The sequence below is a fragment of the Methylomonas sp. MgM2 genome (assembly GCF_054172045.1).
The window spans coordinates 74844-90152 of the sequence record NZ_JBSYXO010000012.1; the positions used below are offsets into that span (position 1 = coordinate 74844).

A 15309-nucleotide genomic window follows, 5' to 3' on the forward strand; every position below is an offset into this window, starting at 1 on the left:
CGCAAAGAAATCATCCCGTTATGCGGTTTTGCAGTTGTATTGCCGATGTTGGATGTCTGCTACTCGCTAGCGCCGCCATAGCCGAATGCTTCGGCAAAAGGCTGTAATTGGGCTAAAACGGGTTCGAAATAACCGCGGTAATTCATCCAGCGTCTGACCGAGGAATTGTATAAGGGTTGAGAGACGGCCGAAAAACTCGGCGTAGAGATATAGCGGTTTTGCGCGCGCTGATGAAATTTAAGTGCATTGGGATGCCAATCCACCTCTAAAAATGCGAATACCCGCTTGAAGGTGGCTTCGAAGTCGTTGACGGTGTCTTCATAGCGCAATTCGAGATAATCGGGCTGCATGTGTTTGCCGACAGCCAACCAGAAGTCCATCACGACCCCATACTGTCGGGCGATGTTGGGTAACGAGGTCAGGTTTGCCGTGGCCGGCGCCGGGCTGAAGGGTTGCATCAAACAGCTTAGGCAGACGTCGCGCGGATCGCGCAGCGCAAACAGGATTTTGGCCTCCGGGAACACTACACTGATCAGGCCCAAATCAATGGTATGCAGAGCATTCTTGTCAACCAGTTGCTTGCGCATGACCTCGTCGCCGTATTCTTCGCGCATCCGCCGCCAATAAAACTGCCTGAGTTGTTTTATTTGCGGTACGGTCAGAATCGATAGCGCTTTGGCCGAATCGCCAAAAATGCCGGTCATTTTTTCCAGTTCTTGAGACATTTCGTGGATGACGCTACTCTCGTCGGTGGCTAGCAGGCGTGGGTGAGAGCCGAGTACTTGTTCGCTCAGCGTGGTGCCGGATCGCAAGAAACCCATGAGAAAAGCCGGTTTCGGCAAGCCGTCGTCGATAAGCGTGTCTTTTGGCCAACGTTGCAAAAGAGGGCGTTGGAAGCCTTCTTGATTGTGCCCCAGGGTATCGAAAATCAACTCGCGTTGTTGTGGATTGAACGGTGACAAAGCGGCATGCATTTCACCCGCTTTGCTCATGGCAAAAAACGCATCATCATAGCGGCCGGCTTTATCCAGAATGCCGGCTTTTTCCAGCCAGGCGCGGGCGGTTTGGTCGGGTTCCAGATTATTGGCGATGACCTGATCCAGGCGGGTGATGGCCTGTTGGCTGTCGATCAACTTGGCTTCCAGAATAGCCAGCAAAATGTTGCAGCCGGGATGGTCGGGTAATAGTTGGCAGACTTGTTGTGAAATAGGTAGGGCCTCTTTGTTTCTATTGAGTCTGTGCAAGCACAGAGCCAAGTTGTTCAGCGCTGGCGGCGATTTGGGTGCAAGAGCGACTGCCATTCGAGCCAAGCGTTCGGCGGCGGCCATTTCGCCCCAATGCCCAAGTTGTCCGGATAGCTGTAACACAAATTGCGGATCGCGGGTTTTGCCGGCCTGGCGCTCCAGTAGGCGCGCCGCTTTCAATAAATGCTGCAAGCCTTCCTTACGTCGCTTTAACCAGCATAGTGCTTGGCCCAGGCTGGCTTGGAAATAGGCGTCGTTGGGTTTTGCGGCGACGAGTTGCCGGAAATAATGCTCCGCAACGGAGAAATCGGAACGGGCAACCGCCTGCTGCGCTTGGCGATGTAAGCTTTCTGAATCCATTCCCGGCGAAGCCTTTTGCGCGATTTTTCCGCCGCAACAAGCTTTGAATTTTTTACCGCTGCCGCAAGGGCAGGGAGCGTTACGGTCGGCTTTGGCTGCTGAAGATGTCATAAGAAAAGAATGAAAAGCAAAATTCGGTTTGCGCTCGGTCGTCGGAATATTTTGACTGAAAACCGGGTTAGACGGTAAAAAAAATCCCCCGCCGTGCTTGCATCGGCGAGGGATTTTGCGATCTGTCTATCCAGCGCGTCCGGGCTTTTTCCTTAAAGGTCCACTTTGCTTCTAAATGGGCATTACACGTTTGCGGCGCATGGTGCCGGCTAAGCTGGCGATTGCGCCGCCGAACAGCCAGGCAGCAGCTGGAACTGGGACAGGTGCAGTGGCGATATTCAACGAATAACCGGCATGCGGGTCGAAGTTGGTGCCGCCGGAATTGCCACCCAACAGAATCGAATAAACCTGGCCTGCTGTGGCGTGAAACGTAATGGCGTTGACCGCATCCACGGTGGCATCATGCGTCAGGTAGATCAGCGTGCCGCTACCGCCGCCCAACGGATTGTTGGCGGTGAACGTTGAATTGTTCCACTGACCATGGTGGCCCCAGCTGTTGTTAGCCATGCCGGTAAAAATCGATACTCCGAAATTGGTCCAGGTTTCGGAACTGCCGACGGGTTGCAGTGACGTGATGTTGATCGTGACATCGGTGTCTACGTCCGATCTGAACAAGCCTACGTCGGTGTTGTGCCCCCAGCCTTTTGCGCCGTCGTACCAAGCGCCTTTGGCGGTATCGATATCTGCCCAGATGTCGTAGCGGGTTTTAGAATCTTGGGATGAAATGGTCAGCGAATCGCCGGCATTGGAGATTTCAGCTGCCCAATTGACGACTTTGGCAACGGTTCCGAAAGGAGCCGAGGCGGAAGTCCAATGCGACGGTGTGGCCCATGTTCCGGAACTAGGTGCGCCGTTTGTCCAGCCGTCTGTCGCAAATCCACAGGAGCTGCCATCTGCTAAACAGGCTTGATCAGTCACTATGTTCGTGGAGTAAGCATTGAACGTGTTGTAATAAGTCGTAGATGCCGATGCATCCGCGATCGCGCCCAAAGTCAAGGCAGCGCCGGACAAGGCCAGTGTTATTGCCTTAGAAAGTTGAGTTTTTTTCATGATTAAAAATGCCTCAATTGGTTTAAATGATAAGTGTATTGCCGGAGTAGTGGATACCGACTAATTGATCCGGCTATTTTTCAAAAGAGGCGGCACGACGATCTCGAGGCAAGATCTCGCGCTTTCCGGCCCCGCCTCGCGACGGGTGTGGCTTTTACTCTCCAGTTTTGTATCAAGCACTAAACATGCCACGCATATGCACCTTGTGATTCAAGGCTTACAGCTAGCTCAGTGGTGTGTGATTTGCCGTAATCTTTTCGAAGTTGCGGCATTTACCGCGGTTTGCGGTAATTCAAACTCCAGAGAGTGACGTAAAAGCGAAATCGGTTACTAATTCCACTGGGAGAAGGTTAAAAAGAGGGGATTTAAATCGGGAAGTTATTATTTTGTCGAATGCTAAGCTTCCCAAGCAGTCTGGTCGGAATAATCGCTGATTTTGCCCGGATAGCTGATGTTGATGTTGATCACCATGCGGTAATCCATGGCGGCACGCTGGTGGTGCGGAACCATAAGCGGTCGAACACCAGTATGTTGTTTTTCTTGGGGTGAACGAATGAGTAGTTCTCCCGGATTTCATTGCATACCGTCCGGGCTACCTGATGCAAGCCTTAAGAAGGCGGTTAGATGAGCTAGGGATATGACAGCACCGATATTGGTGGCGTTTCACCTTTCGTTGTTTGGTCGAGAAAAACGTTTATCCGTTGAGTTGAGTAGAAGATCGTGAACGTTGCCTGGCGTGAAGCTTGGTTGATTGCGGATGTTGGGTGCCGGAGGTTGGTGTGGAGGGCTTCTACTGTCCGGAGTTCGACGTGTGTGGAAAAACGTTAGGGATATCCCTCGCACCCGAATGGGTGTCGAGGGATTTTGTTCGCCTACTTGTGATGACGCCGATGACGTCTTGCGTCCTTGCCTTTCTTTAGCGCGTTCATTGCGAACGTTTATTTTAATTCCACTTAATCAGGCTGGAATGACACGTTTGCGGCGATTTGCACCCAACAAGCTGGCGATAGCGCCGCCGAACAACCAGGCTGCACCCGGTATCGGTACGGGGGCAGTTCCGATGGTCAGTTGATAGTCGTTTTGAGTGACGGTCCAATCGCCGGCGTTGTAACCGCCGACCATGATGGTGTAAGTTACTCCCGCTAGCGCATGGAAATAGGCGTTGTTGTTCAACACGTCATCCAGTACCAAAGAGGTGACGAGAATGCCGTATGGGTTAGAACCATCGGTATCCGTGCCTGCCGGTTCATACGGACCGGAACCTTGGACGGCGGCGGCAGTAGCATTATCGAAAGTATGCCATGGGCCGTGATGGCTGTAAGTGCCAGCTGCGCCTGCGGCCATGCTGGCATATACGGAAATACCGTAATCCGGTGTGTTGTCAACCTGACCGTTACTCAGCAGACTGGAGATGCTCAGTTGCACGTCTTGTTCGACGGTGGAGCGGAACAAGCCAAGGTCGGTATCGTGTTTCCAACCGGTATTGTTGATAGGATCATGCCAGGCGCCTTTGGCGGAGTCGATGTCGGCATAGTTGAAAGTCGTGCCGTCCGCCAAAACGGTACCGCCGTAACGGGTGTTGGAGTCCAGGCGGGAGATGGTGACGCTGTCACTGGCGCCGATTTCCGCCGTCCAGTTCAAAGTAGGATAGGCTGTATTGCTAAATGTTCCAAAGGCTGGAGCATAGTTGAATGCGCTATAAGGGTTCAAGCCAACCCATGCGGTCTGAGCGCCACTACCGAAAGCGATGCTTGCAGCGCTATTGCCGGCCGCAGGACCGTCGCCATAAGAGCCGCCGTTGGCATACGCTGCACCCGTTCCGTTGGCATTGGCTGCTGTTACCAGCCAGCCGTCCGTCCCGTTCCCGCCTACGGCTCCGCCTACAGATGGCGCGCCGCCGACTAGTATGTTAGGCGCAGCACGGTCGTGGTTGAAAGCGTTGTAACCGGTGCTGCCTGCTTGTGCGGTGGAGATGCCGGCAAATGCCGTAGCCGCGCCGGTCAGTGCCAGGGCGATAGCTTTGGAAAGTTGAGTTTTTTTCGTCATGTAAAAATGCCTCAAATTGATTTCAAAGAAATTAGATCGGCCGGATGGTCATTGGCTATCCGTTCCTATCCGTTTAACAACCCAACGAGGCGGTGCGACGCTCTTGAGGCAAGACCTCGCATTTTCCGGCCCCGCCTCGCGACGGGTGTGGCTTTTTCTCTTTGGGCGACCGTACCTTGTTCGGTCTAGCAACTGCCTAGCATGCGGCGTGCCAGTCCAGGTTTGACGTGGTTTTGGCTTTGTCTAACGTCAAATATATTCTTGTGTTTTGTGGCATTTGCCTTATTGCTTTGTCATATAGCGCTATTTCGATAAATCTTTAATAGGTGGACGAGTTTAGGGCGTTAGAACGGTGTGGTTCGACACCCATAGGCGCGCTTGCTATTCATGGAGCTACCTGGCCGATAACGTTTGTGTTGTCAATTGGACGTTTAGGCGAATCATGGCAAGTGGTTGGGCGCGATTCGATGTTCGGGGCGGTGATGTCGTCTATGTCGGTAGGAATGACTGTGTAATATCACCTGGAAAGTGTGTGATTTGCCGTAGTGTCGAGCGCCATATGAAGGCAATTGCTTGAATTCGCGCGCATTTTATTTGGTGTGGTTTTTGCTTTAAGGATTAATATTTTCGTTCCCTCGTTCACGATAGGTTTAACCGCAGCCAGAAATCCGTTTTTATGTCGAATCCCCATGTCTCCGAAAAGTTGGAGCTACAGCAAAGCCTTGCTTCCACCGGCTCGAATTATTCGCCGGCTTTCGTCCGACCCCATTTGACCAAACAGCAAGCCTTAGTGCGGGTGATCGATAGCTGTATTGTATTGACTTCTTTATGGGTGGCGATGCTGCTGCTGAATTTGAATTGGCCGGGCGAGTACGATTGGAACGAATTGTATATGACTTACGGCTTTAGTGGTCTGCTGCTGTACCAGTTTTTTGCCGAGTACAACGAGGTCTATTACAACTGGAGGGGCGCTGCCTTTTCGAATCAACTTTTTCGCATTGCCGGTTCATGGTTGTTGACATTGGCGGCGCTGGCCACCTTGTTGTTCTTTTCCAAGACGGCAGGCGAAACCTCAAGGCTTGCGGTGGCTATTTGGTCTGTTACCGCATTGGTTTTCCTGATGATCTTCCATGCGTTTTATTATTACTTTGTGCGTATCGCGACACCGGCCGAGCGGCATACTCTTTCGGTGGGAATAGTCGGTGCGAATGCGTTGGGATTGCGCTTGGAGCATACCTTTGCGAGTGCGCCGGGTTTGGGGTACCGTTTTACCGGTTATTACGACGATCGTAAGTTAGATGAAGGCCGCCGCATGTCATGTGCCTCGCAGAAATGGCGGGGTAATTTAAGCAGGTTGTATGAAGACGCGAAATCCGGAAAGGTTGAAACCATATTCGTGACCTTGCCGATGGCGGCGGAAAACCGGGTTAGAGATATCTTGGATAAACTGGGCGACACCACGGCCACGGTATTTTATGTGCCCGATCTATTTGCTTTTAACCTGGTTAGTTCGCGCTGCGTGATGATACACGGTATCCCGTGTTTCAGTGTCTATGGTTCGCCGTTCGATCAGGAGCCGCTCGATGGCATGCTGAAACGCTGGGAAGATATTGTATTATCCTCACTGATTATGTGTTTGGTGTTGCTGCCGATGTTGTTTATCGCGATCGGGGTGAAGTTAAACTCTCCCGGTCCCGTTATTTTTAGACAAAGGCGTTACGGAGTGGACGGCGCGCCGATAGACGTCTGGAAATTTCGTACGATGACGGTGTGCGAGAACGGTGCTAAAGTCACGCAAGCGACTAAGAACGATCCCAGAATCAAGCCATTCGGCGCGTTTTTGCGCAAGTACTCGTTAGATGAGTTGCCTCAGTTTTTCAATGTCCTGCAAGGGCGGATGTCCATAGTTGGGCCGAGGCCGCATGCGGTGGCGCATAACGAACTGTACCGTAAGGAAATATCACAGTATATGCTTAGGCATAAGGTTAAGCCGGGAATTACCGGTCTGGCCCAGGTTAGCGGATGCCGGGGGGAAACGGATACCATAGAGAAGATGGAGCGTCGGGTCGCCTACGATTTGCGTTACATACAGAATTGGAGCCTGTTGTTGGACTTGAAGGTTATTTTCTTAACCATGTTCCAGGTGTTTCGTGATCCGAATGCGTATTAAGAGGTTATAGGGGTGGCTTTCGATTCAAGCAGTTTTTAAGGTGGGACCGATGGTAATGCCGGTTCTTGATAGCCTCCCGACGGAAACAGCTTTGATAACGACATAAATGGAAATATTCCGGAAAGTAGGGCTGTCACGGCAGCCGATGGCAGCGCGCATGATCATAATTCAGATCTGTTTAACGTTTCCGGTATGGTAAAACTCCGGCTCATTTTAATGTGAAAATCATGGTGAGCGAGGCACCGGGAGACTTAGAAAAAGCTAAAGCTTTTTCACTCAAAGCCGCATTGAGGAGTGCGGTTGCTTCAGCTATCGCAGTGATTGCCAATCTTTCCGGCTTGCTCGTTTTGACTCTGTCAATGTAACTTTCATTTTCCGGAGCGATGCAGCTTTTTCATGACCGTGAGGGAAATGATTCGAGACTGAATTCTTCGTCTTCGCTCGGCAAAACAACGGCCTGAAATAGACGCCAACTACAATATTCAGATAGTCGATATTCAATTGCTCGTAATACTGCCAATAGAATTTGACGAAAGCGCTATTTTTTCGGTAAGTTGCGGGTCATTCATTGAATACGGCATTGGGGTGGTTTAGATGGCGTTACAATCAGTTTTAACGCATTTGAGTGCTGAAGAGTATTTGCGATGGGAAGCGTCGACAGGCAAAAAACACCAGCTCGTCGACGGCGAAATCTATGCGATGGGCGGTGCCAGCGAGAACCACAATTTGCTGGCTGGTAATATCTTCAGTGAATTTAAAAACCGCTTGAAAGGCCGGCCTTGCCGTACATTCATGGCGGATATGAAGCTTCGGGTGGCGGAGGATTTTTTCTATCCGGATGTGATGGTCGTTTGCCGGGAAGATCACGAGAATACTTATTACAAAACCTCGCCGACCATTATCGTCGAGGTGTTGTCCAAAACCACGCGAAAATTCGACCAAAGTCGAAAACGCTTACGCTGTCAATCGCTGCCGACCCTGGAAGAATACTTGCTGGTCGAACAAGACAAGGGCGAAATTCAGGTTTTTAGCCGTAAGGACGGTTGGCAATCAAATTATTTTTATTTGGGCGATGAAATCGTTTTTCATTCGCTCAATATCGCCGTGCCGGTAGAAGCGATATACGACCAGGTCGACAACGAAGACGTCGCGGCTTTTCTGGAGCAAAAAAGACAGGAATTACCTGGCGAATCGGCTTGATATTCGCGCGTGGACGGTCAGGTGTCTGCCTTAAAATTCCCTATATGCAAACCGCATTCTTTTTTGGTCGCATCTTCCCACCACCAGCGTCCGGCGCGTTCGTGCTGATTCGGTAACACCGGCCGTGTGCAAGGTTCGCAGCCTATGCTGATATAGCCGCGATGATGCAAGTCGTTGAACGGTACTTGATAGGCTTCGATGTAATCCCATACTTGGGCGGAAGTCCAATTTAACAGGGGATTAAATTTGATCAGCTGCCTATTTGCATTCGAAAAAGCCGTATCGGGCTGCACTTCCGGAATATCGCCTCGCGTATCAATGCTTTGGTCTCTGCGCTGACCGGTGATCCAAGCATCTAATGTCGCCAGTTTACGTTTCAAAGGTTCTACTTTGCGGATGCCGCAACATTCGCTGTGTCCGTCTTCGTAAAAACTGAACAGACCCTTGGCTTTAACCAAGGCTTCGAGTTGTTCGTGGTTCGGGCTTAGGATTTCGATGTCGATTTGATAATGATTGCGAACTTTTTCCAGGAAACGATAAGTCTCCGGGTGCAGACGGCCGGTGTCGAGCGAGAATACTCGGATATCTTTACGGATTTGCACGGCTAAATCGATTAACACCACGTCCTCGGCGCCGCTAAAAGAAATGGCGATGTTTTCGAAATGCGCCAAAGCCGATTTTAAAATCGTGCGGGGATTTTTGCCTTGAAGTTCCGTTTGGACAGTATTTAGGTCAAATTTTGTCATGATTGTGCGAAATAACGGGTCAGAAAATCGTCGAAAGAGAGGGTGTCGGCGGCTTCGATAGCGGCTTGTTTTTGTATCGAGTTTTCAGCCATGGCGATGAATTGTTGCTGCGTCTGAAAGTCCAGGGGCTGGGCCAGAAAATAGTGCTTGTGCAAGGCTGATGTCTTGCCGGCGAAACAGCCGAATTGCTGGTTGTTTTGGCCCATGCAAGCCAGGATGTGTGCCGACGGGGTCAGCGCCGGATTGTCCACCATGGCCTGTTGTTGTTGCAATGCCAACTGGTAGGGTTTGTCCAAACTGCCTTGGTCTAACAGTGCGCATATCGGCTGCATGGCATCCAATATTTTGTGGGCCCAGGTTTGCAAGCCGATAGGGGCGCCGTTTCGGTTCAACATTAAGCCGGGTTCGCGGCCTCTATTGGCGACCAGTAATTGGTTCGCGTTATTGATGTCGAATTCGTCCTCGGCTTGGGGAGGGCTGTCGTGCAGTAAGCAGCTCAGTAAAAACGCCTCGAGGAATCGGGTGGTGCTTTCTTCTATGCCTATCGGGTTAAACAAGTTTAAATCCAGTGACCGCACTTCCACATACATTACGCCGCGGCGTTTTAATGCCAAAGTCGGTTTCTCGCCGGATTCCGCCACCTGTTTAGGGCGGATGGTGCTATAAAATTCGTTTTCGATTTGTAAAATGTTAGCGTTAAGCTGTTGATATTCGCCGTTCACTGTAACGCCGATTTTTTCGTATTCGGGGTAGGGCGTGGTGATCGCGGCGCTGAGGCTTTCGACATAGCCGTCCAACGAGTTGTAATCGATCTTCAGTCCCGCCTGATTTTTGCTCTTGTAGCCGATGTCGCTCATTCGTAGCGATGTGGCGTAGGGGTGATATAAAGTTTGACTATCGAATTCTTCAAATTCCTTCATGAACTGCGGACGGCTATTGAAGAAGCTCTTGCAGATGGCCGGCGACGCGCCGAACAAATAGAGTAGCAACCAGCCTTGGCGTTGAAAATTCCGAATTAATCCGAAATACGCGTTGGAAATAAAATGTTGCAGCGGCCCGCGGTTGCCCGCTTGTCTGTGCAGTATGGGCCATAATGCTTGCGGTACCGAGTAATTGAAATGGATGCCCGCAATCGCTTGCATCGTACGTCCGTAACGATGCCATAGACCCTTTCGGTAAACGTATTTCATTTTCCCGACGTTGGAATGGCCGTATTCGGCGATCGGTACGCTCAAGTCGCCGTCGATGCCGCAAGGCATGCTAGTTGCCAACAGCATTTCATCGCCTAATTGCGAATAGACGAACTGGTGAATCTGATGCATGTAGCCCAAGGTTTGCTTGACATCGGCAAACGGCGGGGTGATGAATTCGAGTAAAGCTTCCGAATAGTCGGTAGTGATGTAAGGGTGCGTGAGTGCGGAGCCTAGCGATCGCGGGTGCGGTGTTTGTGCGATGGCGCCGGAACGGCTGATGCGCAGGCTTTCTTTTTCTATGCCCTTGAGTCCCAGTTGCAATAAGTGCTGGAGATTGTGGTCGATCAGGTATTTTAGACGGGCGGGAAAGTTGGTGTTTTTACTGTTCATGTATCCGAATCGCTATGGCATGAGCGTCAGCCGAGTGCTGGTATAATCGCTGCATTATATAGGGTCACACAGCATTGCAGAAACATTATCCCAAATCCGCCGACGACGATGCCGCGCTGCAAGTTTTGCAATCGGTATTCGGTTACGACAGTTTTCGCGGTCAGCAGCAAACGATAATCGAACAATTAATCGCCGGCCGGGATGTATTGGTATTGATGCCCACCGGTGGCGGTAAGTCCTTGTGCTATCAGATTCCGGCTCTAGTACGGGACGGCGTCGGTATTGTGGTTTCGCCTTTAATCGCATTGATGCAGGATCAGGTCAACGCTCTGCATCAATTGGGCGTGCGGGCGGCTTATTTGAACTCCACGCTGTCTTTGGAACAAGTCCGAGAGACCGAGCAGACTTTACTAAACGGCGAATTGGACTTGCTTTATATCGCGCCGGAGCGGCTGTCGAACCCGCGTACTCAGACATTGTTCGAGCGTTGCCCGATCGCGCTGTTCGCAATCGACGAAGCCCATTGCGTCTCGCAATGGGGCCACGATTTTCGCGCCGATTACTTGCAATTGTCGGTGTTGCATCAATGGTATCCGGAAGTGCCGCGCATCGCGCTGACCGCTACGGCCGACGAAAAAACCCGTCAGGAAATTATCGTGCGCTTGGCCTTGGAAAACGCTCGGGTGTTTGTCAGCGGTTTCGATCGCCCGAATATCCGCTATCGCATCGTGCAAAAAGACAATGCCCGGCAGCAATTGCTGAGTTTTATTCGTTCCGAACACGATGGCGACACGGGTATCGTCTATTGCCTGTCGCGCAAAAAAGTGGAAGAAACCGCGGACTGGCTGAACCAAAAAGGTGTGCGCGCTTTGCCCTATCACGCCGGCATGAGCAACGATCAGCGCAGGAATAATCAGCATCAATTCTTGATGGAAGACGGCTTGGTCATCGTTGCGACCATCGCATTCGGCATGGGCATAGATAAACCGAATGTGCGTTTCGTGGCTCATTTGGATTTGCCCAAGAGTATAGAGGCTTATTATCAGGAAACCGGCCGGGCAGGCCGTGACGGCTTGCCGGCGAATGCCTGGATGGCTTACGGTCTACAGGATGTGATTACCTTGCGGCAAATGCTGGCGTCGTCAACTGCCGATGAGGCGCATAAGCGCATCGAATACCATAAATTGGATGCGATGCTGGCCTTGTGCGAGATGGTGAGTTGCCGGCGCCAGGCTTTGCTGGGCTATTTCGGCGACCGGATGGAGCACGAGTGCGGCAATTGCGATACCTGTCTGGAGCCGGTTGAGACCTGGGACGGGACGACTGCCGCGCAGCAGGCCCTGTCGGCCGTTTACCGCACCGGCCAGCGCTTCGGAGTGAGCTATTTGATCGAGGTGTTGCGCGGCAAAGATGATGAGCGTATCCGGCAGAACGGACACCATGAGCAGTCGACATTCGGCATCGGCAAGGACTTGGATGAAAAACAGTGGCGTTCGGTATTTCGTCAGCTGGTGGCTAAGTCGTTGGTGGAGGTCGATTTTGACAGCTACGGCGGTTTGAAATTGACCGATGCTTGCAGGCCTGTGTTGCGAGGCGAGCAAACGTTAATGTTGCGCAAGGAAGTGCAACGGGCCAGGTCCGGGCGCGATAAACATGAAAAAACTCGAATGGACACTGCCGATAGCGCCTTGTGGAATGCCTTGCGCGCCAAGCGCCGGGAGTTGGCCGATGAACAGGATGTGCCGCCTTATGTGATTTTTCACGACGCCACTTTAATGGCGATGATCGAACGCAGACCGCGGAATCACGAACAATTGGGATTCATCTCCGGGATTGGAGAGCGAAAGCTCGCCATGTACGGTGACGAATTCTTGGCCGTTCTGGCGGAGTTTGACGAGAGTGGAGATGAGCCTTTCAGCGATACGGTCGGCGAAACCTTAGGTTTGTTCAGGCTGGGCTATAGTATCGAACAAGTGGCCCGGCAACGGGGTTTGAAGGAGGATACGGTCTATGCGCATTTAGCCAAGGGTTTGGAGAGCGGTGCGGTGCAAATCGACGAGGTGTTGAATTTGTCGGAAAAAGAAGTTGCCGACATAGAGTCGGTGCTGCTGGCTCTGCCCGAGCAACAGCGAAATGCGTTGAAGCCGGCATACGAAGCGCTTGGCGGTTCTTATAGTTACGGCGAGCTGCGTTGTGTCAGGGCGGCTTTGCTACGGCGTCTCAGATGACGCAATCGCTTGCCTCGGCAAACTGATATTCGGTTTTCAGGCAATGGTCCAGCCATTTTTGCAAAAAATAATTCAGCTGCCATTTGTATTGTTGTATTTCCACGGTTCGGCCGGGATTTTGGTAGACGCGATTGACGCTGGGGCGATCGTTATCGCGAATCACCTCGGCTAATTTAGCATCCAAATAAATGCGGATTTTTACCGCGGGGGCGAACAGCTCGGAGAACGGCTGTTTAAAGCGATGGCTCAGTTCTATGGTCAAAGTGTAAGGATTGCGTTCCAAAATATCCAGATGCAGGGCCGGATGGTTATCGGTGTGGCCGATGGCGGTTTTCTTCAGCGAGTGTAGGTTAGGGATCAGGTATAGCAGCTTATGATAGTTCGACTCGCAAATGCTCTCCAGACAGAGGGAAGTGTTAATCAGCCGCAACTGTCCCATGTCATTCTTCCCGGTAACAGGCGTAAGCACTGGCGGTTTCCCAGAGTACTACTTGATCGACATTTAAGCCTTTTTGCTTTAAATGCCGGTAAATCATTTTGCTCAATACTTCGGCGGTCGGGTGTTCGTCGATTGCCATGAAACGTTCGTTATTCGCCACTAATGCAGGAATAATCGGGTCGTCTTTATGTAATAAAAAATTATGATCCAGATATTGGTCGACGAATGTCTCTACCGCATCGCGTACATCGGCAAAGTCGCAAACCATGCCTTGCTCGTCTAACTGTTCGCTTTTGATGGAGATGCTGGCTTTAACGCTGTGTCCGTGCAAATTGCGGCACTTGCCGGGATGATTCATCAACCGGTGTCCGTAACAAAAATAAATTTCTTTGGTGATGATATACATATATGAAACGCGTCCCTAACGAACACTGGTGGAGTTTAATTGCCTTTGATGCCTTTGATTACGGCGGCAATTTCATATTCATCGGCATCGCGTTTGCTGCTGCGGACAACTTCGATATAGGCGGTCATAGGCGGTGTGATTTTGTTTTTCGGTGCAATGGTAATTTCCATGGCCAAGCCGGGTTCGAATGTTTGGTCGGCGACAAATGAAACGCCCGCTCCACTCAGGGTCAGGCATTTGCCGGTTTTTGCATCGTTGGAGTCGGCCAGTTTATAGATAATTTCACAATCGACATCCATCCGGATGTAATCGCGTCTTTCGTCATGAGTCAGCATCAGGTTCCTCCGACATATGTTAATTTGCTTGCGTGACGACCAATAAATCGGGGTCAAGTTTACTATAAAAAACGAGTGCTTGTGGCCGCTTTCAAAAAAGCCGGGCTTCGTTCTGTTAACTCTGATTGGCGGCGTATTTTGACTGGGTCTGACGATCTGTAATGAATTGTGTAGAATCATATGCTTTACTAAATATCTTTATGAAGAGCGCATAGGTAGCAGCATGAGCAAATCGATTGTTCTGACCGGTATAACGACGACGGGTACTCCCCATTTAGGAAATTATGCGGGTGCGATTCGTCCCGCGATCGAAGCCAGTAGGGACGAGCAGGTCAGGCCGTTTTATTTTTTGGCCGATTACCATGCATTGATCAAATGCAGCGAACCGGCCCGAGTTAAGCAGTCAAGTTTGGAAATCGCGGCTACTTGGCTGGCCTTGGGCCTAGACACCTCTAATGCGGTTTTCTACCGGCAGTCGGATGTGCCGGAAATTCTGGAATTGACTTGGATGCTGACCTGCGTCACCGCCAAGGGCTTAATGAATCGGGCTCACGCTTACAAGGCCGCTGTAGCGGAGAATGAAGAAGTGGGCGGTAATGATCCGGATAAAGGAATCACGATGGGCTTGTTTTGCTACCCGATCCTGATGGCAGCCGATATTCTGATGTTTAACGCGAATAAGGTGCCGGTAGGAAAAGATCAGATTCAACATATTGAAATGGCGCGTGATATTGCCAGTCGATTCAATCATATCTACGGTGAACACTTCGTTTTACCTGAAGCCGTTCTGGACGAAAACGCGTCCACATTATTAGGTTTGGACGGTCGCAAGATGAGCAAAAGCTATAACAATACGATTCCATTGTTTGAGCCGGAAAAAAAACTTCGCAAGCTGATCAATAAGATCAAAACCAATTCACAAGAGCCTGGAGAACCTAAAGACACCGAAGGCTGCACGCTATTCGGGATCTATCAGGCCTTTGCAAATAGCCATGAAGTCGGCGAGATCCGCAAGCGCTACGCCGACGGAATCGGTTGGGGCGAGATGAAGCAAATTTTGTTCGAGAAAATCAATGATGAAATCGCTCCTGCTCGCGAGCGTTACGAAGCGTTGCTGGGCGCTCCGGCGCATATCGAGGAGCAATTGCAGTTCGGTGCGCAAAAGGCCAGAGAAATCAGTAGGCCGTTTATCCAACAATTGCGTGAAGCGGTGGGGATATCTCGCATATCGCTTGATTAAGACGTGAATTTTTGCAAACGTGAGTTGGCAGGATTCAATCACTTTAATCTATATCATCAAAATAATACTATTACCGCCCGGCTCGCTATTGATTTTGGCGTGGTTTGGGCTAATTTTTAGGAGGCGTCAATTTGGGCTTCCTTTATTAAGC

General features: G+C 50.9%; 12 protein-coding genes. 4 read left to right on the top strand and 8 right to left on the bottom strand.

From position 1 onward, the window contains the following. Window positions 1–59 precede the first annotated feature (59 nt). The 3 genes from ACW73I_RS11200 to ACW73I_RS11210 form a co-directional block, all read right to left on the bottom strand. Complete coding sequence (locus ACW73I_RS11200; RefSeq protein ID WP_458029418.1) at window positions 60–1715, bottom strand: sulfotransferase; 1656 nt, start codon at window positions 1713–1715, stop codon at window positions 60–62. 171 nt (window positions 1716–1886) lie between these two features. Beyond that, the gene (locus ACW73I_RS11205) at window positions 1887–2765 is read right to left on the bottom strand and encodes a VPLPA-CTERM sorting domain-containing protein (RefSeq protein ID WP_458029419.1); all 879 of its coding nucleotides are present in this window, start codon (window positions 2763–2765) and stop codon (window positions 1887–1889) included. Between the two features lie 957 nt (window positions 2766–3722). Continuing rightward, the gene (locus ACW73I_RS11210; protein ID WP_458029420.1) at window positions 3723–4811 is read right to left on the bottom strand and encodes a hypothetical protein; all 1089 of its coding nucleotides are present in this window, start codon (window positions 4809–4811) and stop codon (window positions 3723–3725) included. 676 nt (window positions 4812–5487) lie between these two features. Between ACW73I_RS11210 and ACW73I_RS11215 the strand changes: the two genes are divergently transcribed. Both ACW73I_RS11215 and ACW73I_RS11220 read left to right on the top strand, forming a co-directional pair. After that, on the top strand, window positions 5488–6981 hold the full coding sequence (locus tag ACW73I_RS11215; protein WP_458029421.1) for an undecaprenyl-phosphate glucose phosphotransferase: 1494 nt from the start codon (window positions 5488–5490) through the stop codon (window positions 6979–6981). Window positions 6982–7575: 594 nt separating this feature from the next. Further along, window positions 7576–8181, top strand: a complete 606-nt coding sequence (locus ACW73I_RS11220) for a Uma2 family endonuclease (protein ID WP_458029422.1) — start codon at window positions 7576–7578, stop codon at window positions 8179–8181. A 17-nt stretch (window positions 8182–8198) separates the two neighbouring features. Here the strand turns inward: ACW73I_RS11220 and ACW73I_RS11225 are convergent, their stop codons facing one another. Both ACW73I_RS11225 and gshA read right to left on the bottom strand, forming a co-directional pair. Further along, on the bottom strand, window positions 8199–8927 hold the full coding sequence (locus ACW73I_RS11225) for a phosphoadenylyl-sulfate reductase (RefSeq protein WP_458029423.1): 729 nt from the start codon (window positions 8925–8927) through the stop codon (window positions 8199–8201). Further along, the gene (gene gshA, locus ACW73I_RS11230) at window positions 8924–10510 is read right to left on the bottom strand and encodes a glutamate--cysteine ligase (protein ID WP_458029424.1); all 1587 of its coding nucleotides are present in this window, start codon (window positions 10508–10510) and stop codon (window positions 8924–8926) included. The genes ACW73I_RS11225 and gshA overlap by 4 nt, the downstream gene beginning before the upstream one ends. 74 nt (window positions 10511–10584) lie before the next feature. Between gshA and recQ the strand changes: the two genes are divergently transcribed. Further along, window positions 10585–12738: a DNA helicase RecQ gene (gene recQ / locus ACW73I_RS11235; RefSeq protein ID WP_458029425.1), complete on the top strand. Its 2154-nt coding sequence runs from the start codon at window positions 10585–10587 to the stop codon at window positions 12736–12738. Here the strand turns inward: recQ and ACW73I_RS11240 are convergent. The 3 genes from ACW73I_RS11240 to ACW73I_RS11250 are packed head-to-tail and all read right to left on the bottom strand — an operon-like array spanning window position 12731 to window position 13918. Beyond that, the gene (locus ACW73I_RS11240; RefSeq protein ID WP_458029426.1) at window positions 12731–13177 is read right to left on the bottom strand and encodes a DUF1249 domain-containing protein; all 447 of its coding nucleotides are present in this window, start codon (window positions 13175–13177) and stop codon (window positions 12731–12733) included. The two genes, recQ and ACW73I_RS11240, sit on opposite strands and share 8 nt — an antisense overlap. A gap of 1 nt (window position 13178) precedes the next feature. Continuing rightward, window positions 13179–13583, bottom strand: coding sequence for a 6-pyruvoyl trahydropterin synthase family protein (locus ACW73I_RS11245; protein ID WP_458029427.1), 405 nt, complete (start codon window positions 13581–13583; stop codon window positions 13179–13181). Between the two features lie 35 nt (window positions 13584–13618). Then, window positions 13619–13918, bottom strand: a complete 300-nt coding sequence (locus ACW73I_RS11250; protein ID WP_458029428.1) for a PilZ domain-containing protein — start codon at window positions 13916–13918, stop codon at window positions 13619–13621. A gap of 223 nt (window positions 13919–14141) precedes the next feature. Here ACW73I_RS11250 and ACW73I_RS11255 point away from each other — a divergent pair, with 223 nt between their 5' ends. Further along, window positions 14142–15158 carry a tryptophan--tRNA ligase gene (locus ACW73I_RS11255; protein ID WP_458029429.1) on the top strand — a complete coding sequence of 339 codons (1017 nt, stop codon included), beginning with the start codon at window positions 14142–14144 and terminating at the stop codon, window positions 15156–15158. The last annotated feature ends 151 nt before the right edge of the window (window positions 15159–15309 follow it).

Bases quoted from the DNA above. Each gene is read 5' to 3' on its own strand.
- ACW73I_RS11210 (WP_458029420.1), bottom strand. From the start codon at position 4,811: ATGACGAAAAAAACTCAACTTTCCAAAGCTATCGCCCTGGCACTGACC.
- ACW73I_RS11240 (WP_458029426.1), bottom strand. From the start codon at position 13,177: ATGGGACAGTTGCGGCTGATTAACACTTCCCTCTGTCTGGAGAGCATT.
- gshA (WP_458029424.1), bottom strand. From the start codon at position 10,510: ATGAACAGTAAAAACACCAACTTTCCCGCCCGTCTAAAATACCTGATC.
- ACW73I_RS11200 (WP_458029418.1), bottom strand. From the start codon at position 1,715: ATGACATCTTCAGCAGCCAAAGCCGACCGTAACGCTCCCTGCCCTTGC.
- ACW73I_RS11245 (WP_458029427.1), bottom strand. From the start codon at position 13,583: ATGTATATCATCACCAAAGAAATTTATTTTTGTTACGGACACCGGTTG.
- ACW73I_RS11205 (WP_458029419.1), bottom strand. From the start codon at position 2,765: ATGAAAAAAACTCAACTTTCTAAGGCAATAACACTGGCCTTGTCCGGC.
- ACW73I_RS11255 (WP_458029429.1), top strand. From the start codon at position 14,142: ATGAGCAAATCGATTGTTCTGACCGGTATAACGACGACGGGTACTCCC.
- ACW73I_RS11215 (WP_458029421.1), top strand. From the start codon at position 5,488: ATGTCGAATCCCCATGTCTCCGAAAAGTTGGAGCTACAGCAAAGCCTT.
- ACW73I_RS11225 (WP_458029423.1), bottom strand. From the start codon at position 8,927: ATGACAAAATTTGACCTAAATACTGTCCAAACGGAACTTCAAGGCAAA.
- ACW73I_RS11220 (WP_458029422.1), top strand. From the start codon at position 7,576: ATGGCGTTACAATCAGTTTTAACGCATTTGAGTGCTGAAGAGTATTTG.
- ACW73I_RS11250 (WP_458029428.1), bottom strand. From the start codon at position 13,918: ATGCTGACTCATGACGAAAGACGCGATTACATCCGGATGGATGTCGAT.